We start from the raw sequence: 17222 nt of genomic DNA, 5'->3' as shown, positions 1-17222 counted from the left end.
TCGGCCCCCAGCCGATAGGCTCGGAGTCGAACCAACTCAACTGAACACTCCAGATCCAGGGAGCGACCCGCCTCGCCCGGCTCGGTCCTCGGTAGTGGCCTTCAGGTGAACGCACCTGCGGGCCTCGATCGAAGACCGGCACTCACATGAGCGGCGTCGCGGATCGCTCCGCGAAGAGAAAGGGAACCCCTTTGAACGAGGGCCCCGTCATTTCCGCCGTCGAGACCGTTCTCGACAATGGCAAGTTCGGCAAGCGCACCATCAAGTTCGAGACCGGCCTGCTGGCCCGTCAGGCCGCCGGCTCCGTCACGGCCTACATCGACGACGAGACCATGCTGCTCTCGGCGACGACCGCCGGCAAGACGCCGAAGGACCACTTCGACTTCTTCCCCCTCACGATCGACGTCGAGGAGCGGATGTACGCCGTGGGCCAGATCCCCGGCTCCTTCTTCCGTTCCGAGGGTCGTCCGGGCGAGGACGCGATCCTCACCTGCCGCCTGATCGACCGGCCGCTGCGCCCGACCTTCAAGAAGGGTCTGCGCAACGAGGTCCGAGTCGTCATCACCGTGATGGCGCTCGACCCCGACATGCCCTACGACGTGCTGGCGATCAACGCCGCGTCGCTGTCCACCCAGCTCTCCGGCCTGCCGTTCTCCGGGCCCGGTCGGCGGCGTCCGTGTGGCCCTCATCGAGGGCCAGTGGGTTGCCTTCCCGACGCACTCGCAGCTCGACGACGCCGTCTTCGACATGGTCGTCGCGGGTCGCGTGACCGAGACCGGTGACGTCGCGATCATGATGGTCGAGGCCGAGGCCACCGAGAAGGTCATCGAGCTCGTCGCCGGCGGCCAGAAGGCCCCGACCGAGGAGGTCGTGGCCAGCGGCCTCGACGCCGCGAAGCCCTTCATCAAGCAGCTCATCGAGGCCCGTGCCGAGCTCGCCAAGGAGTCGGCCAAGCCGGTCCGAGAGTTCCCGATCTTCCTCGACTACGAGGACGATGTCTACGCCGCCGTCGAGGCTGCCGTTTCGGCCCCCACCGCCGAGGCGCTCACCATTGCCGACAAGCTGGAGCGCGAGGCCAAGCTCGACGCCATCAAGGCCGAGCTCCTCGAGTCCGTCGGCCCGCAGTTCGAGGGTCGTGAGAAGGAGATCGGCGCTGCGTTCCGCTCGCTGAACAAGTCCCTCATGCGCCAGCGCGTGCTGCGCGACAAGATCCGCATGGACGGGCGCGGCCCGGCCGACATCCGTCCGCTGCACTCCGAGGTCGGCGTGATCCCGCGCGTCCACGGTTCGGCCCTGTTCGAGCGTGGCGAGACCCAGATCCCGGGCGTCACCACCCTCAACATGCTCAAGCTGGAGCAGCAGCTCGACACGCTGTCGCCGGAGAAGAACCGCCGCTACATGCACAAGTACGTCTTCCCGCCGTTCTCCACCGGCGAGACCGGACGCGTGGGTTCGCCCAAGCGCCGCGAGGTCGGCCACGGTGCGCTCGCGCGCCGCGCCATCCTGCCCGTGCTCCCCGACGCGTGAGGAGTTCCCCTACGCGATCCGTCAGCTCTCCGAGGCGATGGGCTCCAACGGCTCCACCTCGATGGGCTCGGTCTGCGCGTCCACCCTGTCGCTGCTGCAGGCCGGTGTGCCCCTCAAGGCCTCCGTCGCCGGCATCGCGATGGGTCTCATCTCCGACGAGGTCGACGGCCAGACGGAGTACGTCGCACTGACGGACATCCTCGGTGCCGAGGACGCCTTCGGCGACATGGACTTCAAGGTCGCCGGCACGCGGGAGTTCATCACCGCGTTGCAGCTCGACACCAAGCTCGACGGCATCCCGGCCGAGGTCCTCGCTTCGGCGCTGACCCGGAGCCAAGGGCGCCCGTCTGGCGATCCTCGACGTCATGGCCGAGGCCATCGACGCCCCCGAGGAGATGTCGGTCCACGCCCCGCGGATCATCACGATCAAGGTCCCCGTGGACAAGATCGGTGAGGTCATCGGGCCGAAGGGCAAGATCATCAACCAGATCCCGGGACGACACGGGCGCGACCCTGTCGATCGAGGACGACGGCACGGTCTACATCGGCGCGACCAACGGTGAGGCTGCCCGGGCCGCCAAGGACGCCGTCAACGCGATCGCCAACCCGACCATGCCCGAGGTCGGCGAGCGCTACCTCGGCACGGTCGTCAAGACGACCAACTTCGGTGCGTTCATCTCGCTGATGCCCGGCAAGGACGGACTGCTGCACATCAGCAAGCTCCGCGCCCCGGCCGGCGGCAAGCGCGTCGACGCCGTCGAGGACGTCCTGTCCGTCGGTCAGAAGATCCGTGTCGCCATCGGCGAGATCGACGACCGCGGCAAGCTGTCGCTGGTCCCGGTCGTCGAGGAAGGCGCCGACGACGCTGCCGAGGCCGAGGTCACCGAGCTCGTCGAGGCGACTGACGCCGAGTGACCACCAGCTCCACCCCGACCGACCGGTCAGCAGCCCCGCGCTGCTGGCCGGTCGGCCGTTCCCCAGAAGATCGGTTCCACGCGCACGATCCACACCGTCAAGGACGCCGACGGACAGGTGACGTCGCGTGTGCGCTGTACGATCCTGCCCGGCGGCCTGCGCGTCGTCACCGAGCAGATGGTCGGTGCCCGCTCCGCGAGCATCGGTGTGTGGGTCAACGTCGGCTCGCGCGACGAGACCCCGGCGCTGCACGGCTGCTCGCACTTCCTCGAGCACCTGCTCTTCAAGGGCACCCGCGAGCGCTCCGCGCTCGACATCTCGGTCGCGCTCGACGCGGTCGGTGGCGAGTTCAACGCGTTCACCGCGAAGGAGTACACCTGCTTCCACGCGCGTCCTCGACGAGGACCTGCCGCTGGCGGTGGACGTGCTCGGCGACATGATCACCAACTCACTGATCACCTCCGACGACGTCGAGGCCGAGCGTGACGTGATCCTCGACGAGATCGCGATGCACGACGACGACCCCGATGACGTCGTCCACAACCTCTTCGCCCACCGGGCCTTCGGGGACTCGCCGCTGGGCCGCCCGATCGCGGGCACGGTCGACTCCATCACCTCGATGACCCGCGAGCAGGTGGTGCGGTTCTACCGCCGCCACTACCGCGCGGACAACATCGTGATCTCCGTCGCCGGCAACCTCGACCACGCGAAGGTCGTTCGCGACGTACGCCGCGCGTTCGGCCGCCAAGGGTTCCTGGACGCCGCGTCGACGCCGGTCGGGCCACGCAACACCACCAAGGCCCGCGCCGTCTCGCCGGGGGAGTCGCACACCACGCGCCCCTTCGAGCAGGTCAACGTCGTGCTCGGGATGAAGGGGCTGACCCGCACCGACGAGCGCCGCTACGCCCTCGGCGTGCTCAACACGGCTCTGGGCGGCGGCACCTCGTCACGGCTCTTCCGGGAGGTCCGTGAGCACCGTGGGCTGGCCTACTCCGTCTACTCCTTCGCCTCGCACCACGCCGACGCCGGACTCGTCGGGGTCTCGGTCGGCTGCCTGCCCGGCAAGCTCGACGACGTGCTCGCTACCGTCCGCGCCGAGCTGGCCAAGGTCGCCGCCGAGGGCATCACCGCCGACGAGCTCGAGCGCGGCAAGGGCCAGCTCCGCGGCGGGCTCGTGCTCGGGCTCGAGGACTCCGGCTCACGGATGTCGCGCCTCGGGAAGGCGGAGCTGGTCTACGACGAGTTCCTGTCCATCGACGACGTGATCGCGCGGATCAACGCCGTCACGCTCGAGGAGGTCCGCTCCGTGGCCGCCGCGCTCTTCGCGCAACCGGAGATCCCGGCGATCGTCGGGCCGACCGGCTGACGTCCGCGCCTAGGCCCTGCGTAACTGGCGGCGCCCGACAGGTCGTCTCAAGCGGGCTACGGAACTGGCGGCGCTCGACATGTGGCTCCCGGGGGCTGCGGAACTGGCGGCGCCCGACATGTGGCTCCCGGGGGCTGCGGAACTGGCGGCGCCCGACATGTGAATCAGCGAAGCGTATGTCGGCGCCCGCCAGTTGATCGGTGACCGCTGAGGCGGTTGGTCGTGATGTCGTACGCCGCCAGTTGACGGTGCCCACGGATTCGACTGCTCGTGATCTCGTACGCCGCAACCCCCGGCGCGTCAGGTGGATGCGTCCGCGAGCCGTCCACAGGTAAGACACTCGAGCGGTTCTCCACAGCTCCTGCCGCAGAACAGCTCTCGTCGTCGGTGCTGCTCCCGACGCTCGTGGCATGACCGATCCAGCTGCAAATGTTGTCCGCGGATGCCCCCGTCGAGTGTGCTTCCAGCCTGTCACGAGAGGCATTCATCGTCGACGCCTCGACGGGGGCGAGTCCGAGGATGAATGGCTTGCGGACTTGGCTGGTTGGCAACTGTTGTTGACCAACCATGGCTGCTTCAGTGCCCTCACTGCGGCCGGGATCCGTGGCTGGATGTTGCCCCCGTTGCCGGAGGACACGCCCGTTTTCGTCGCGATGCAGCTGGACGACCCGAGGCCGCTGAGGTTGGGGATCCGCACGAGCAGACATCCGAGCCCGATACCGCATGACGAAGTGTCAGGGCTTCGGTGCGCTACCCCGGCGGAGGTGATCCCGGCCTGCGCGAGGTGGCTCTCGTTTCTCGATCTCGTCGTGCTGATCGACAGCGCACTCCACCGGGGGGATGTCACCCTGAAGCAGTTGGTGGCCGCCTGCACTCCCGGCCGGCGAGGTCGTAGAGCCCTGCTGGCCGCTCTGCCCCGGGCAGACGGCAGGGCCGAGTCGCCGTGGGAGACGTTGCTCAGGATCTTGCACGTCGTGATCGGTATCGCCGTCGAACCCCGTGTAGAGGTCTACGACAAGGACGGCGAGCTCATCGCCCGAGTCGACCTTCTGGTGACGGGCACCAAGTCGGCGCCCGAGTTCGATGGAGGACACCACCGAGAGCCCGATCAGCACCGAGACGATCTGCGACGAGAGCGGCGTCTGGACCTTGAGGGGTACGTGCGACGTGGCTACACAGCATCTGACGTCGTGCAGAGACCACTCGGTGTACTCCGCGATGCTGACCACTCGGTCGGCAGAGAACACGATCCGGCGCGGATCCGTCCCCCGGTTGGCGATGCTGCGTCAGTCGCTCTACACGCCGGCCGGTAGGGCAGCCTTCCTGAAACGAGTCGCGGTCCGCCCGTCAACTGGCGGGGGGCGACAGTGAGATCGGCAAGAAGGATGTCTGGCGCCGCCAGTTGCGTCGCGGCCCCGAGCGACGTTGTCGTCCGCCGCCAGTTGCGCAGGAAATCAGCGCCGAACGGCGTCTGACGTACGCCGAAGGCGACTGAGCGATGCATGGCGAGCAGGCGATCGGTCCTCGCAAGCTCGGGCCGGGTCGCCTTCTCACCTGCGTCCGATGATCCCGATCACGGCGGGGGCCTTCTGCTCGACCACAGACACCCGGAAGCCGCCGCGCAGCAGGGCCTCGGAGGTCTTCTTGACGATGTTCGGGACGAGCTCGGGCCGGTTGGCCTCGTAGAAGAAGTAGACCGCGCCACCGGGGACGACGCGCTCGTGCAGCAGGGCGATCTCGTCGTCGCAGCGGCGGACCCAGAAGAGGTTGACGTTGAACGCGAACACCTTGTTGAGGCGCTTGACCGGGACGCGGAGCGTGGCGAGGTCGATCTGGCGCACGACGAGGCGCCCGGCGTCGACGTACTTCTGGTTGCGGCGCTTGGTCCGGTCGACACCCGACTCGGAACGGTCGATCGCGAACAGCTTGCCGCTCTCGAGCTTGCCGCAGATCAGCTCCGCACCAGCGCCCGGTCCGCACCCGATTTCGAGGACCCGGTCACTGGGCTGGACATCCATGAGCTCCACGGCCCAACGGATGCGCGGCGGGATTGTCTGCACTGGCATGGTCACAGCCTGCCACTTCCGGGTTCACCCGTCAGGCACCGCCACCCGGCGAGCAGTCATCGCAGTAGGTTGAGCGTGTGAATGAAGAGTTCAAGGTCGGTGTCCCGGGTGCCCGCGGCAAGGTCGGCGCCGAGATCTGTCGGGCGGTCGAGGCCGCCCCCGATCTCGCCCCCGGTGGCGCAGATCGACGCAGGCGACGACATCGGCGAGCTCGTTGCCAGCGGCGCCCGTGCGGTGGTCGACTTCACCCACCCGGACGTGGTGATGGCCAACCTCGGATTCTGCATCGAGCACGGCATCCACGCCGTGGTCGGGACCACCGGGTTCGACGACGACCGGCTGGCGCAGCTCCGGAGCCAGCTCGAGCGGAGCCCCGAGACCGGCGTCCTCATCGCGCCCAACTTCTCCATCGGCGCGATCCTGATGATGCGCTTCGCCGCCCGGGCGGCGCCGTTCTTCGAGTCCGTCGAGGTCGTCGAGCTGCACCACCCGGACAAGGCCGACGCTCCGAGCGGTACGGCGCGGCGTACCGCCGAACTCATCGCCGAGGCTCGCCGGGCCGCCGGGAGCGCGCCGATGCCCGACGCCACGTCGACCGGGCTCGACGGTGCGCGCGGTGCCGACGTCGACGGCGTGCGCGTGCACGGGCTGCGCGTGCGCGGACTGGTGGCGCACCGGGAGGTCATCCTCGGCGGCGTGGGGGAGACCCTGACGATCCGCCACGACTCGCTGGACCGTGCGTCCTTCTCGCCCGGTGTCCTGACCGGCCTGCGCGAGATCGCGGGCCACCCCGGCCTCACGGTCGGGCTCGAGCACTTCCTGCCGCTGGACTGAAACCGGGTCAGACGAGCCGGATCAGCGCGGCCACGACCGCCGCGCCGATCACGACGACGAGGAACGGCGCGCGCAGCAGCAGCGCCACCACCGCGAACCCCGGGCCGGCCGTGCGGGCGTCGACCGTCAACGACGGACCGTCCGACCACACCTGTACGGCGATGAGCGCCGCGAGCAGCGCGACCGGGATGAAGTCAGCGATCCGCTCCACCACCGGGTTGCCCAGCACTCGCGTGGGCAGCGAGAGCCCGGCGAGCTTGAGGGCGTAGCAGCCGAGGGCGGCGACGACGATCGCGAGCCACATCAGGAGCGCTCCCGGGGCCGCGTGAGGGCGCCGGCCAGCAGGGCCACGCCGCCGGCGGCCAGCACGGGCACGCCGGCCGCCGTGAAGGGCACCGGGCCGAGCGCGACCGCCGTGGCGAGGACCGCGACGACCGGGTTGCGCCGGTCCGAGAGTCGCGGCCACAGCAGGGCCGGGAACGCCGCCCCGACCGCTGCGTCGAGCCCGAACGTGCGGGGGTCACCCATCGCCGTACCAGCCGGGGCGCCGGCCGTGGTGGCGGCGTTCCAGAGGACGAAGACGGCGAGTCCGGTGCTGAGGAAGCCGATGCGCGCGGCCGGGGTTGACCCGCGGTTGACCGCCATCGCGGTGGACTCGTCGATCAGGATCTGGGCGGCGGCGACCCGTCGGAGCCCGGACCACTGGAGCAGCGGCGCCATTCGCAGGCCGTAGAGGGTGTTGCGGGTGCCGAGGAGGATGGCGGTCATCGCGCCACTCAGGGGCGCGCCGCCTGCCGCGATCACGCCCACGAACGCGAACTGCGACGCGCCGGTGAAGACGAGCAACGACAGCGCGCACGTCTGGAGGACGCTCAAACCGGCCGTCACGGCGACCGCCCCGAAGGAGATGCCGTAGGTGCCGGTCGCGATCCCCGACCGCGATGCCGTCGCGGATGATCCCCGATCGTTCGGAGGTCGGCAGGGGAGCCGGCATCAGCCGATCGCGGTGTGCAGGCGGACCTGCTTGACAGTGGTTGTCCCGGTGCCGTCGAGGTCGAGCTCGCGATGCGCTCCGTCGGGCGCCCAGCCGGCCTCGGTCAGGAAGCCCCGGTGCGCGTCGTCGGTCGCGATCACCCACGTCACCGCCCGGCTGAACCGGTCGGCGGCCAGCGTGTCGACCGCAGCCCGGAGCAGGCGCGAACCATGCCCCTTGCCGCGCTCCTCGGGATCGAGCGTGAGCTCACTGAGCTCGCCGTCGGTGATCGGGTCGGCGTCGGGGTCGGACGCAGGCCCGGTGAGCGCGAAGCCGGTCACCCGGTTGCGCTCGAGCGCGACCAGCACCCTGTTGCGGGCGTCCGCGGGCTTGCCCAGCGAGCCGCGCCGGGCCTCCGCGACCGGCTCGGGGTCCGAGGGCAGCGCCTCCGCGGGGACGACATCGGCGTACAACACACGCCGGGCACGGACCCGGACGGCAGCGATGGCGTCGGCGTCGTCGGCCCATGCGATGCGCACGGAGACGTCGGCAGTGGGATTCATGCGGCCATCCTCACACCCGGTGCCCGGCCCGGGTGGATCGCACCCGCGATGGACGCGACCGGGCCGGCCACGACCGCCAGCGCCCAGCCGTCGCGCACGGTGTCGCCGAAGGCGACCACGCCGACGACGGCGGGGATGCAGGTCTGCATGACGATCAGCGGGGCGGTGGACGACGCCACGTCGGTACGGCGGGCGCGACCGAGTAGAGCCAGAACGCGACCAGCCCCGGGGCGGACACGACGGCCAGCGCCAGCAGCGAGAAGAGCACGTCGGCGGCGGAGAGCCCCCGGGTGGTGACCGCGGATCCGGCGTAGCCGAGGCCCGACCACGCGCCCAGCACGCCCGCACCGCCGAGGAGGGCCGGTCGGGCGCCGAGGAACAGCACCAGCAGCCAGAGGGCACCCACGCCGACCAGCGTCGCCGTCGAGGTGGTGTGCTCGACCCCGCCGGCTCCGGCGGCCACCAGCACCAGCCCGCAGATCACCGCCACCACGGCCAGCCAGCGGCTCGGGTCCGAGCCGCTCGTGCAGCCAGATCATGGAGACGACCGCGGTCACCGGCAGCGACAGCGAGATCGACGCCCTGGGCGAGGTAGAGGGGGAGCAGGTAGAGCGCGACGGCGTGCAGGGCGAAGCCAGCGAGGTAGGCGCCGACCACGGCGAGCAGCGGCCACGAGCGCAGGGCAGCGCGCACGAAGCCGAGCAGGCCGAGTTCGCCGTCCGGCAGGGCACGCATGGCGCGCGCCCGGAGGACCGCGGCGACGCCGAAGAGCCCCGCCGAGGCCAGTGCGCTGGCGAGTCCGAGGATCACGGGCGGATCAGCTGGGTGCTCAGCGGTAGTGCTCGGGCAGGGTCTGCCCGATCTTGACCTGCGCCTTCGGCATCCGCATGAACTTCATCTGCAGGGCCCGCATGATGGCGTAGTAGGTCGTGCCCCCGGTGGGCTCGTCGGGGAAGCGTCGCGCCAGCTCGCGTCGCAGCCGGAAGCGCAGCAGGAGGATGTCGAAGGCGACGAGGAGCACGGTCCCGAGCAGGACGGTGTTGCCGACCCCGACGAGGTAGGTGTTGCCGGAGTAGCCCAGCACCAGCGTGACGATCAGCAGCGGCACCATCAGCTCGACGAAGGAGAAGCGCGAGTCGACGAAGTCACGGATGAATCGGCGTACGGGCCCCTTGTCGCGGGCGAGCATGTAGCGCTCGTCGCCGGCTTTCATCCCGGCGCGGACGACCTTGCTCGACTCGGACTTGGCCCCCGCTGGGCGAGCATCTGCTCCTTGCGGGTCCGCGGCACCTTGGCGCGTGCCTTCGCGGCGGCCTCGGCCTCCTTGCGGCTCGGCGTCGGGCGGCCCTTCCCGTCGGGCTTGTCGACGGCGGGAGAGGTGGAAGTGGTGTCCTGCGACTTGCTACGACCGAACAACGGGGGCCTCATGAGATCGGGTGACGTGAACCTTCAGCCTACCGGCGCCTACCTCTGGCTTTGGGTTTGGTCCTAGGGTGAAGGCAGTACCCCGAGGGCGACACAGGAGAGAACATCCCCATGAGTGTGATGCAGCGCTTGAGTCTGATCTTCCGATCCAAGGCCAACAAGGCCCTCGACCGCGCCGAGGACCCGCGCGAGACCCCGGACTACAGCTACCAGCGCCAGCTGGAGCTGCTGAGCAAGGTGCGCCGCGGTGTTGCCGACGTCGCGACGAGCCGCAAGCGCGTTGAGCTGCAGATCAAGCAGCTCGAGACGCAGTCGGCCAAGCTGCAGGGCCGGGCCGAGAAGGCCATCGCGGCCGACCGCGAGGACCTCGCCCGCGAGGCGCTGACCCGCAAGTCGGGTCTCACCACGCAGATCCGGGACCTCCGGGTCCAGCACGACAACCTCCGGGGTGAGGAGGAGAAGCTCGTCCTCGCCCAGCAGCGGCTGCAGACGAAGGTCGAGTCCTTCCGCACCCGCAAGGAGACGATCAAGGCCAACTACACCGCGGCCGAGGCGCAGACGCGCATCGGCGAGGCGATGTCGGGCATCGGCGAGGAGATGGGCGACGTCGGTCTCGCCATCCAGCGCGCCGAGGACAAGACGGCGCAGATGCAGGCGCGTGCCGGCGCCATCGACGAGCTGATCGCCTCGGGTGCGCTCGACGACGCCTCCTCGCTCAACGCGGGCGACGACATCGCCCGCGAGCTCGACTCCCTCAGCTCGACGTCCGACGTCGAGTCGGAGCTGGCGCGGCTCAAGGCGGGCAGCAAGCCGCAGGCCATCGAGTCCGGCAACGGCGACATCCTCACGCCCGAGGAGCAGGCCATCCAGCGCGAGATCAGCGAAGGCGGCCCGGCATGATCGTCCGGATCCTCGGTGAGGGGCAGTACGACGTCCCCGATCACGCCCTCGACGCCCTCAACGGACTCGACACCCAGATCGAGCGCGCGATCGAGCACGGCGACGAGGAGATGTTCCGTACGGCGCTGGCGGGACTGCTGGCAGGTGTGCGGTCCAACGGCACGCACCACCCCGAGGACAGCCTCGACGAGTCCGACCTGATCCTGCCGCCCGGTGACGCGACGATCGACGAGGTGCGCGAGCTGCTGGGCGACGACGGCCTCATCCCCGGCTGACCCAGCCGTGGCGCATTCGCGTTTCATCAAGGACGCCGGGCTGACTGCCCGGATGACGCTGGTCATGTTCCTGCTCGGCGCGCTGTTCGTGGCGTTGATCGTGGGCCTGATGTTCGCGGTCGAGGGCCCCTTCGTGGTCCTCATCGGCCCGGCCGGCATCGCGATGGTCTTCTGGCAGTGGTGGTCCTCCGACAAGGTCGCCATGAAGGCGATGCGCGCCCGCGAGGTCACCCCCGAGGAGGCGCCCGAGCTGCACGGCATGATCGACCGGCTCTGCGCCCCGGCCGACATGCCCAAGCCCCGGGTCGGGATCGCCGACATGGACCTGCCCAACGCGTTCGCCACGGGACGTTCGCCCGACCGGTCCGTCGTCTGCGTGACCACCGGCATCCTGCAGCTCCTCGACGCCGAGGAGCTCGAGGCGGTGCTCGCGCACGAGCTGAGCCACGTCGCGCATCGCGACGTGCTGGTCATGACGTTCGCGTCGTCGGCCGGCATCCTCGCCGGCATGCTCACCCGTGGCGCCCAGTTCACCGGGCTGTCGCGCGGTCGCGGCAACAACGGAGGCCTCCCGGCCGTGCTGATCGCGGTGGTCGTCAGCCTCGTCGTCTACGCCGTCAGCTTCCTGCTGCTCCGCCTGCTCTCGCTACCGCGAGCTGTGCGCGGACCGCTCGGGTGCCTACCTCACCATGAAGCCGCAGGCCCTCGCGTCGGCCCTGACGAAGATCTCCGGGGGAGCGGGGGCCATTCCGCAGAAGGACCTGCGCGCCAACAGTGCGGTCAACTCCCTGTTCATCGTCCCGGCGGTCGCGGGCATCTCGATGAAGACCCTGACCGCAACGCACCCCTCGCTCGAGCAGCGCCTCGAGCAGCTCGCCCGCATCCGGGCCGAGCTCAGCCGTCCGATGGGCTGAGCCCGTGAAATGGCTGGACGCGGTGCGGGGGTCGCACCAAGCGCGTCACGAACAACCTCGACGCGCTCTTCCCCGGTCCCGAGTGCCGCGATCACGCTGCAGACGGCCGCCGGCTTCACCCCGACCGGGCAGGGCGCGGTGTGCTACCGCTCAGCAGCGGGTGCCGCGTTCTCGCAGACCCGGGACGAGATGACCGCGCTCATCGCGGACGATCCCGAGGCCCCCGAGGTCGAGGTGAGCCGCGACGACTTCGGCTTCACCTCGGCTGGTCGTCAAGGGCGATCCGGACAACATGGCGGACCTGTGCACCGACCTGCACGCGGTGAACACCAGCCCGGAGGCCCGGGGCTTCGATGCCGGCCTGCTCTGCTCGATGGTCACCTTCACCGCGCCCGGCGGTCGCACCATCGGCCTCGTCTACCTCTACAAGCGCGGCACCTTCTACGCGTTTGCGCCGACCGGCCCCGACCAGCGCGACAACCTGACCGAGATCAGCGTGCGTGACCACCTCGCGGCCGAGCTGCCGATGGAGCCAGACCTGCAGAAATGGCTCGCCCTGTGGAAGGCTCCCGGACTGTGAGCACCCGCGATGAACTGATCTCCTTCGCCCGGCAGTCGGCCCACGACCTGAACAACACCCCGGCCGCGCTGTCGATGGCGGTCGAGCTGGCCATCGACGTGCTCCCCGACGACAACGAGGACCTGTCAAGCCTCATGGAGCGAGTGCTCAAGTGCTCGACGAAGCTCTCGGCCGAGGTCGACACACTCCCGGCCAACGCCGAGGCCCGGCCGCTGCTCGAGGACTGAGGTCCGTCAGGCCTTCTTGACGACGCTCGACTTGAGCTGCATCTGGCCGAAGCCGTCGACCTTCGCGTCGATGTCGTGGTCGCCGACGCCCTGCGCCGGGCGGATGCCGCGGACCTTGGTGCCGACCTTGAGCGTGCCGCCACCGGCGCCCTTGATCTTCAGGTCCTTGACGATCACCACGTCGTCGCCGTCGGCCGGGGGGTGCCGTGGGCATCCTTGATGACGGCAGCCGCTTCGGCCTCGGCGGCCTCGGTGGGGGACCACTCGTGGGCGCACTCGGGGCAGACCAGCAACGTGCCCATCTCATAGGTGTACGGCGAAGCGCAGGACGGGCAGGCGGGCAGGGTGTCAGTCACGGTGGGACTTTCCGGGTAGGTCGAGCATCCGCTGGAGCGCGACCAGAGCGTGCTGCTCGGTCTCGTCGTCGACGGTGATCTGGTTGACGACGTTGCCCGCGACGAGGTTTTCCATCGCCCAGACGAAGTGGGGAAGGTCGATGCGGTTCATCGTGGAGCAGTAGCAGACGTTGCGGTCGAGGAAGACGATGTTCTTGTCCGGGTGGGCGTTGGCAAGCCGTTGGACCGAGTTGAGCTCCGTGCCGATCGCCGTGTGGTGCCCGGCTCCGCGGCCTCGATGGTCTTGATGATGAACTCGGTCAGAACCGACGAGGTCGGCCTTGAGCACGACCTCGTGCGTGCACTCGGGGTGCACGAGGATGTTGATGCCCTCGTGCTTGGCACGCAGCTCGTCGATCACGTCGGTGGTGAAGCGGCCGTGCACCGAGCAGTGGCCCTTCCACAGGATCATCCGGGCGTTCTGGAGCTCCTCGGTGGTGAGGCCGCCGTTGGCCCTGGCGTGGGTCCCACACGACGCAGTCGTCGAGGGAGAGGCCCATCTTCAGCACGGCGGTGTTGCGGCCGAGGTGCTGGTCCGGGAAGAACAGGATCTTCGCGCCGGGCTTCTGGTCGAACGCCCACTCGAGGGCGACGTCGGCGTTGGACGACGTGCACACGACACCGCCGTTGCGGCCGCAGAAGGCCTTGATGTCGGCCGAGGAGTTCATGTAGGTGACAGGGACGATGCTGTCCCGGACGCCGGCATCGGCCATCGCGTCCCCGGGCGTCCTCGACCTGTCCGAGGCGGGCCATGTCGGCCATCGAGCAGCCGGCGGCGAGGTCGGGCAGGATCACCTTCTGCGAGTCGGCGGTGAGGATGTCGGCCGACTCCGCCATGAAGTGCACGCCGCAGAAGACGATGAACTCTGCGTCGGGCCGCCCGGCGGCGTCGCGGGCGAGCTTGAAGGAGTCACCCGTGACGTCGGCGAACTCGATGACCTCGTCGCGCTGGTAGTGGTGGCCGAGCACGAACACGCGCTCGCCCAGCGCCGCCTTCGCGGCCCGGGCGCGGGCGACGAGGTCGGGGTCGGACGCGGCGGGCAGGTCGCCCGGGCACTCGACGCCCCGCTCGGCGGTGGCGTCGCGGCCCTTGCCCAGCGGGAGCAGGGGCAGGTCGATGGTGGTCATGCATCGATCCTAGGGCGTGTCTCCCAACCCCATGGCCTGCTGCGCGTCGCCCGGGACGCACGCTTGCTGCGTTGTCGTCAGTCGCCATGGCTCCGCCATGTCTCCCTCCTCCGCCTTGCCATCGCACGCCCCGGACGACGCTCGCGACGGCCGAGGGTTGGGAGACACGCCCAGTTCGCTCAGAGAAGGGAGCCGTGGTGCAGGTAGGGCGTGGGCGGTTGCATGCCCCGCAGGCACAGGTAGCCGCTCTGGTGCAGCGACATCCGTGCGGCCATGCCGACGTCGACGGCCCACTCGTTTGCTGCCGTGATGTGGCGCACCGACACCGTCTCGCCCGGCGGGGACGAGGCGAGTGCTTCCCACATGACGTCGGTCGCCGTACGCCGAGAGGTGGCCGCGACGAGGTGGGGTGATCCCGCTTCGTCGACGTAGGCGTAGGCGGAGCCGCTGTTGCGCTCGCAGACGATCAGTCGGAACTGGTCGAGCAGCACCTCGTGGTCGGAGAGGTGCGCGGCCCCGCGGGTCTGCCGGTCGATCGAGTTGAGCAGGTCGACGTCGCTCGCCGAGCCCTCTCGGACGCGCTCCACGACCGGGATCGCGTCGCGGTCGACGACTCCGGTCAGGAACATCTGGGGGTGCAGCGTGAAGCCCGCGAGCCGATATCGGCGTACGGCGCCCGGATCCGCGCTCGCGGCGAACATGCCCCGCAGGCAGCCCCGGCCGTGATGCATCGCCGCAGCGAGGAGCTGGTTGCCGATGCCCTGCCCCCGGCACTCGGGCGTGACCGCGAAGGACGCCGGGATCCACATCAGCTCGCGCACCCGGGAGATCGCGCCGCCGACGACCCGGCCGTCGATCTCGGCGATCCAGCAGCCCTCGGGGTCGGTGGTGAGGGTGTGCCGGGTGCGGTCGATCCACTTGCTGTTGCGGGCCGGCGGCCTGATCTCGGGGTCCGCCCGGGACCGGTGGAAGGTGCGGGCGTCGACCTCGTGGTAGCTCGTCGCCGTGATGGCGCTCATCGCCTCGAGGTCGGCCTCACGGGCCGGGCGGATCAGCACCCGGGTCATGGCGCCATCCTGCCCTGAAAGGTGAGGCGGTTGCCTCACGCGCCCGGCGGTCCGAGCCCTGAGGCTGGACGCATGACAACGACCACTCCACGCCCGGGCGGTCGAGGCGATCGAGCCTCGGCTCCCGGACGGCGACGACGAACGATTCATCGGGTACGGCGTGATGGGCATGCCCTTCGCGTCCGGCCACTACCCGGCTCTGCGCGACTTCGTGGCCACCTCGGTCGGGCCGGCCTACCGCGCGATCTGGCACCGCGACCCCGAGGGACGCTGGACCATCCACACGACCGGCTCCCCGGAGCTCACGTGTCCGCGCTACTTCGGTTCGATGGCCGCGGCGGTGCAGGTCCCCGGCATCGAGGTGTCATGGCGTGACGACCACACCATGGACGTCCGGCTCGGGGACGAGCTGAGCTGGCGGGTCGACGGGGGCGACGCCCGCGACGCGGACGATGACCGGGATGGGCGGAGTCCTGCCCGAGTCCGGGTGGAACAGCAACGCCGTCCCGGGCGCGATGGGACGCATGGCGCGACCGATGCTGCGGACCGGCCGGATCCGGCTCGCGGGCGCGACGCCGAACGGCCCGCTCTTCAAGGCCGCCCCGTTGCAGGTCTGGCGCGTCGTCGGGTCGAGTGCGACGTACCGCGGCGTCGATCTCGGGGAGCCGGCGCCGCTCGACGAGCAGACCCGGTTGGGCGACTTCTGGCTGCCGCAGCGCGGGGTGTTCTTCGTCGGCCGGGCGCGCTTCTCGCCACCGACCCCGCAGATCGAGCACCGTCCGAGCGGCGCGGGCGCCAGAATGGGGCAATGACCGCGCCCGCGCCGCTACCTCGTCGGGTCGAGGTGCTGGCCGGACTGTCGGTGGCGATCGACCTCGGGCTCGGGCAGCCGGCCGAGCACATGCTCCGCTCGTCGGTGATCGCCTGCGGGCTGGCGGACCGGCTCGGCCTGACGCGCGAGCAGAAGGCGACCGTCTACTACACGACGCTGCTGATGTGGATCGGCTGTCACGCGGACTCGCAGGAGTACGCACGCTGGTTCGGGGACGACATCTCCGTGCGCCGCGAGGCCTACCTCGTCGACTGGTCCGGCGTGCCCTACCTGAAGTTCCTGCTCGGCAACATCGCTCGCGGGGAGCCGTGGGGGCAGCGGGTGCGGGTGATGGCGACGCTGATGCGCGACGCCCGGGGCCAGCTCGGGACCCTCATCCACTCGCACTGCAGGCCTCGGCGGCGGCGCTGGCCCGGCACCCGGGCCCGGGGGATGACGTCGAGCGGACGCTGGCGTCCACGTTCGAGCGGTTCGACGGTGGCGGGCTCCCGGCGGCTGTCTCCGGCGAGGAGATCCCGATCGAGATGCGGATCGCCCAGCTGGCCGACGTCGCCGAGGTGCACCAGCGGATGTACGGCGTCCGGGGCGCGGTCGCCATGGCGCGAAGCCGGCGCGGGGGACACCTCGACCCGGTGGTCGTCGAGGCCTTCAGCACCGATGCGGAAGCCCTGTTCCCGGCAGCCGGCGACGACCCCCCGGCACGCGCGCTGTCGATCGCCCCCGACTCCGAGGTCCGGCTGGACGACTCCCGGCTCGACGACCTGCTCACCGCGATCGGCGACTTCGTCGACCTCAAGTGCCCGTTCACCCTCGGGCACTCGCGGCAGGTGGCCGAGCTTGCGTCGGCGGCCGCGGCGCACGCGGGTCTTCCGGCCGCAGAGGTCGTCGCCGTACGACGGGCCGGGCACCTGCACGACGTCGGCCGGATCGGGGTGTCCAACCGAGTCTGGTCGAAGCCCGCCGAGCTCACGGCCTCCGAGTGGGAGCGCGTGCGCATGCATCCCCTACCTCACCGACCGCGTGCTGACCCGCATCCCGGGCCCGGCCCCAGTGGCGGCGATCGCCCGCGCGCACCACGAGCACGTCGACGGCTCGGGCTACCCCTTGGGACTTTCCGGTACGGCGCTTGGCCGGCCCGAGCGCCTGCTTGCTGCCGCGGTCGCCTACCAGTCGGCCGTGGAGCCCCGGCCCTACCGGTCGGCCCTCACGCCCGAGGCGGCAGCGACCCGGCTGCG

General features: G+C 70.2%; 21 protein-coding genes and 8 pseudogenes. 13 read left to right on the top strand and 16 right to left on the bottom strand.

What is annotated here, in order from left to right:
• Window positions 1-146: 146 nt before the first annotated feature.
• From LP418_RS01285 to LP418_RS01270, 4 genes and pseudogenes are all read left to right on the top strand, one after another.
• Window positions 147-2442, top strand: a pseudogene (locus tag LP418_RS01285) (polyribonucleotide nucleotidyltransferase).
• 177 nt (window positions 2443-2619) lie between these two features.
• Window positions 2620-2983, top strand: a pseudogene (locus LP418_RS01280) (M16 family metallopeptidase); the annotation flags it as partial.
• Between the two features lie 78 nt (window positions 2984-3061).
• Window positions 3062-3808: a M16 family metallopeptidase gene (locus LP418_RS01275; protein WP_442940209.1), complete on the top strand. Its 747-nt coding sequence runs from the start codon at window positions 3062-3064 to the stop codon at window positions 3806-3808.
• 809 nt (window positions 3809-4617) lie between these two features.
• Window positions 4618-5121, top strand: a complete 504-nt coding sequence (locus LP418_RS01270; protein WP_257954947.1) for a hypothetical protein — start codon at window positions 4618-4620, stop codon at window positions 5119-5121.
• Between the two features lie 237 nt (window positions 5122-5358).
• Here the strand turns inward: LP418_RS01270 and LP418_RS01265 are convergent, their stop codons facing one another.
• On the bottom strand, window positions 5359-5874 hold the full coding sequence (locus tag LP418_RS01265; RefSeq protein ID WP_257954946.1) for a class I SAM-dependent methyltransferase: 516 nt from the start codon (window positions 5872-5874) through the stop codon (window positions 5359-5361).
• 77 nt (window positions 5875-5951) lie between these two features.
• On the opposite strand from LP418_RS01265, the pseudogene dapB reads away from it, so the two are divergent.
• A pseudogene (dapB, locus tag LP418_RS01260) lies at window positions 5952-6708 on the top strand (4-hydroxy-tetrahydrodipicolinate reductase).
• 7 nt (window positions 6709-6715) lie between these two features.
• On the opposite strand, the gene LP418_RS01255 reads toward dapB, so the two are convergent.
• From LP418_RS01255 to LP418_RS01220, 8 genes and pseudogenes are all read right to left on the bottom strand, one after another.
• Entirely contained in the window at window positions 6716-7012 is a 297-nt protein-coding gene (locus LP418_RS01255) for an AzlD domain-containing protein (protein ID WP_257954945.1), read from the bottom strand.
• A complete protein-coding gene (locus LP418_RS01250; RefSeq protein ID WP_257954944.1) occupies window positions 7012-7596 on the bottom strand; it encodes an AzlC family ABC transporter permease in 585 nt (194 codons plus the stop codon). The genes LP418_RS01255 and LP418_RS01250 overlap by 1 nt, the downstream gene beginning before the upstream one ends.
• Before the next feature lie 105 nt (window positions 7597-7701).
• Complete coding sequence (locus tag LP418_RS01245) at window positions 7702-8244, bottom strand: GNAT family N-acetyltransferase (RefSeq protein ID WP_257954943.1); 543 nt, start codon at window positions 8242-8244, stop codon at window positions 7702-7704.
• Complete coding sequence (locus tag LP418_RS01240) at window positions 8241-8393, bottom strand: hypothetical protein (RefSeq protein WP_257954942.1); 153 nt, start codon at window positions 8391-8393, stop codon at window positions 8241-8243. Before LP418_RS01240 ends, LP418_RS01245 begins: the two co-directional genes overlap by 4 nt.
• A 5-nt stretch (window positions 8394-8398) precedes the next feature.
• On the bottom strand, window positions 8399-8734 hold the full coding sequence (locus LP418_RS01235; protein WP_257954941.1) for a hypothetical protein: 336 nt from the start codon (window positions 8732-8734) through the stop codon (window positions 8399-8401).
• On the bottom strand, window positions 8725-9054 hold the full coding sequence (locus LP418_RS01230) for a hypothetical protein (RefSeq protein ID WP_257954940.1): 330 nt from the start codon (window positions 9052-9054) through the stop codon (window positions 8725-8727). Before LP418_RS01230 ends, LP418_RS01235 begins: the two co-directional genes overlap by 10 nt.
• 19 nt (window positions 9055-9073) lie before the next feature.
• Window positions 9074-9537 (bottom strand): annotated as a pseudogene (locus LP418_RS01225) (DUF3043 domain-containing protein); the annotation flags it as partial.
• A complete protein-coding gene (locus LP418_RS01220) occupies window positions 9454-9672 on the bottom strand; it encodes a DUF3043 domain-containing protein (protein ID WP_257954939.1) in 219 nt (72 codons plus the stop codon). The gene LP418_RS01220 and the pseudogene LP418_RS01225, both read right to left, overlap by 84 nt.
• Before the next feature lie 108 nt (window positions 9673-9780).
• Here LP418_RS01220 and LP418_RS01215 point away from each other — a divergent pair, with 108 nt between their 5' ends.
• The 6 genes and pseudogenes from LP418_RS01215 (at window position 9781) to LP418_RS01190 (ending at window position 12565) form a co-directional block, all read left to right on the top strand.
• Window positions 9781-10569 carry a PspA/IM30 family protein gene (locus LP418_RS01215; RefSeq protein ID WP_257954938.1) on the top strand — a complete coding sequence of 263 codons (789 nt, stop codon included), beginning with the start codon at window positions 9781-9783 and terminating at the stop codon, window positions 10567-10569.
• Complete coding sequence (gene pspAA, locus LP418_RS01210) at window positions 10566-10844, top strand: PspA-associated protein PspAA (RefSeq protein ID WP_257954937.1); 279 nt, start codon at window positions 10566-10568, stop codon at window positions 10842-10844. The genes LP418_RS01215 and pspAA overlap by 4 nt, the downstream gene beginning before the upstream one ends.
• A gap of 7 nt (window positions 10845-10851) precedes the next feature.
• Entirely contained in the window at window positions 10852-11766 is a 915-nt protein-coding gene (locus LP418_RS32095) for a M48 family metalloprotease (protein WP_442940081.1), read from the top strand.
• Between the two features lies 1 nt (window position 11767).
• Window positions 11768-11959 (top strand): annotated as a pseudogene (gene pspAB / locus LP418_RS32090) (PspA-associated protein PspAB); the annotation flags it as partial.
• 91 nt (window positions 11960-12050) lie between these two features.
• Entirely contained in the window at window positions 12051-12338 is a 288-nt protein-coding gene (gene pspAB, locus LP418_RS01195) for a PspA-associated protein PspAB (RefSeq protein ID WP_257954936.1), read from the top strand.
• On the top strand, window positions 12335-12565 hold the full coding sequence (locus LP418_RS01190; protein ID WP_257954935.1) for a hypothetical protein: 231 nt from the start codon (window positions 12335-12337) through the stop codon (window positions 12563-12565). The genes pspAB (LP418_RS01195) and LP418_RS01190 overlap by 4 nt, the downstream gene beginning before the upstream one ends.
• A gap of 6 nt (window positions 12566-12571) precedes the next feature.
• Here LP418_RS01190 and LP418_RS29725 read toward each other — a convergent pair whose 3' ends face one another.
• The 7 genes and pseudogenes from LP418_RS29725 to LP418_RS01160 form a co-directional block, all read right to left on the bottom strand.
• Window positions 12572-12745 (bottom strand): PhnA domain-containing protein, encoded by a 174-nt coding sequence (locus tag LP418_RS29725; RefSeq protein ID WP_272496305.1) that lies wholly within the window; start codon window positions 12743-12745, stop codon window positions 12572-12574.
• Window positions 12739-12921, bottom strand: coding sequence for a hypothetical protein (locus LP418_RS29720; protein ID WP_272496304.1), 183 nt, complete (start codon window positions 12919-12921; stop codon window positions 12739-12741). Before LP418_RS29720 ends, LP418_RS29725 begins: the two co-directional genes overlap by 7 nt.
• The gene (nadA, locus tag LP418_RS01180) at window positions 12914-13372 is read right to left on the bottom strand and encodes a quinolinate synthase NadA (protein ID WP_257954934.1); all 459 of its coding nucleotides are present in this window, start codon (window positions 13370-13372) and stop codon (window positions 12914-12916) included. Before nadA (LP418_RS01180) ends, LP418_RS29720 begins: the two co-directional genes overlap by 8 nt.
• Before the next feature lie 166 nt (window positions 13373-13538).
• Window positions 13539-13628 (bottom strand): annotated as a pseudogene (locus tag LP418_RS01175) (hypothetical protein); the annotation flags it as partial.
• 112 nt (window positions 13629-13740) lie between these two features.
• Window positions 13741-14088: pseudogene (gene nadA / locus LP418_RS01170) on the bottom strand (quinolinate synthase NadA); the annotation flags it as partial.
• A 179-nt stretch (window positions 14089-14267) separates the two neighbouring features.
• Window positions 14268-15155 carry a GNAT family N-acetyltransferase gene (locus tag LP418_RS01165; RefSeq protein WP_257954933.1) on the bottom strand — a complete coding sequence of 296 codons (888 nt, stop codon included), beginning with the start codon at window positions 15153-15155 and terminating at the stop codon, window positions 14268-14270.
• 364 nt (window positions 15156-15519) lie between these two features.
• Window positions 15520-15681, bottom strand: a complete 162-nt coding sequence (locus tag LP418_RS01160) for a hypothetical protein (RefSeq protein ID WP_257954932.1) — start codon at window positions 15679-15681, stop codon at window positions 15520-15522.
• 10 nt (window positions 15682-15691) lie between these two features.
• Between LP418_RS01160 and LP418_RS01155 the strand changes: the two genes are divergently transcribed.
• Complete coding sequence (locus tag LP418_RS01155) at window positions 15692-15967, top strand: hypothetical protein (RefSeq protein WP_257954931.1); 276 nt, start codon at window positions 15692-15694, stop codon at window positions 15965-15967.
• Window positions 15964-17190: pseudogene (locus LP418_RS01150) on the top strand (HD-GYP domain-containing protein); the annotation flags it as partial. The gene LP418_RS01155 and the pseudogene LP418_RS01150, both read left to right, overlap by 4 nt.
• Window positions 17191-17222: the final 32 nt, after the last annotated feature.

The organism is Nocardioides sp. B-3, assembly GCF_024703895.1.
Classification (GTDB): domain Bacteria; phylum Actinomycetota; class Actinomycetes; order Propionibacteriales; family Nocardioidaceae; genus Nocardioides.
The sequence above is the reverse complement of the archived record's forward strand: the minus strand, read 5'-3'. Positions and strand labels throughout refer to the sequence as shown.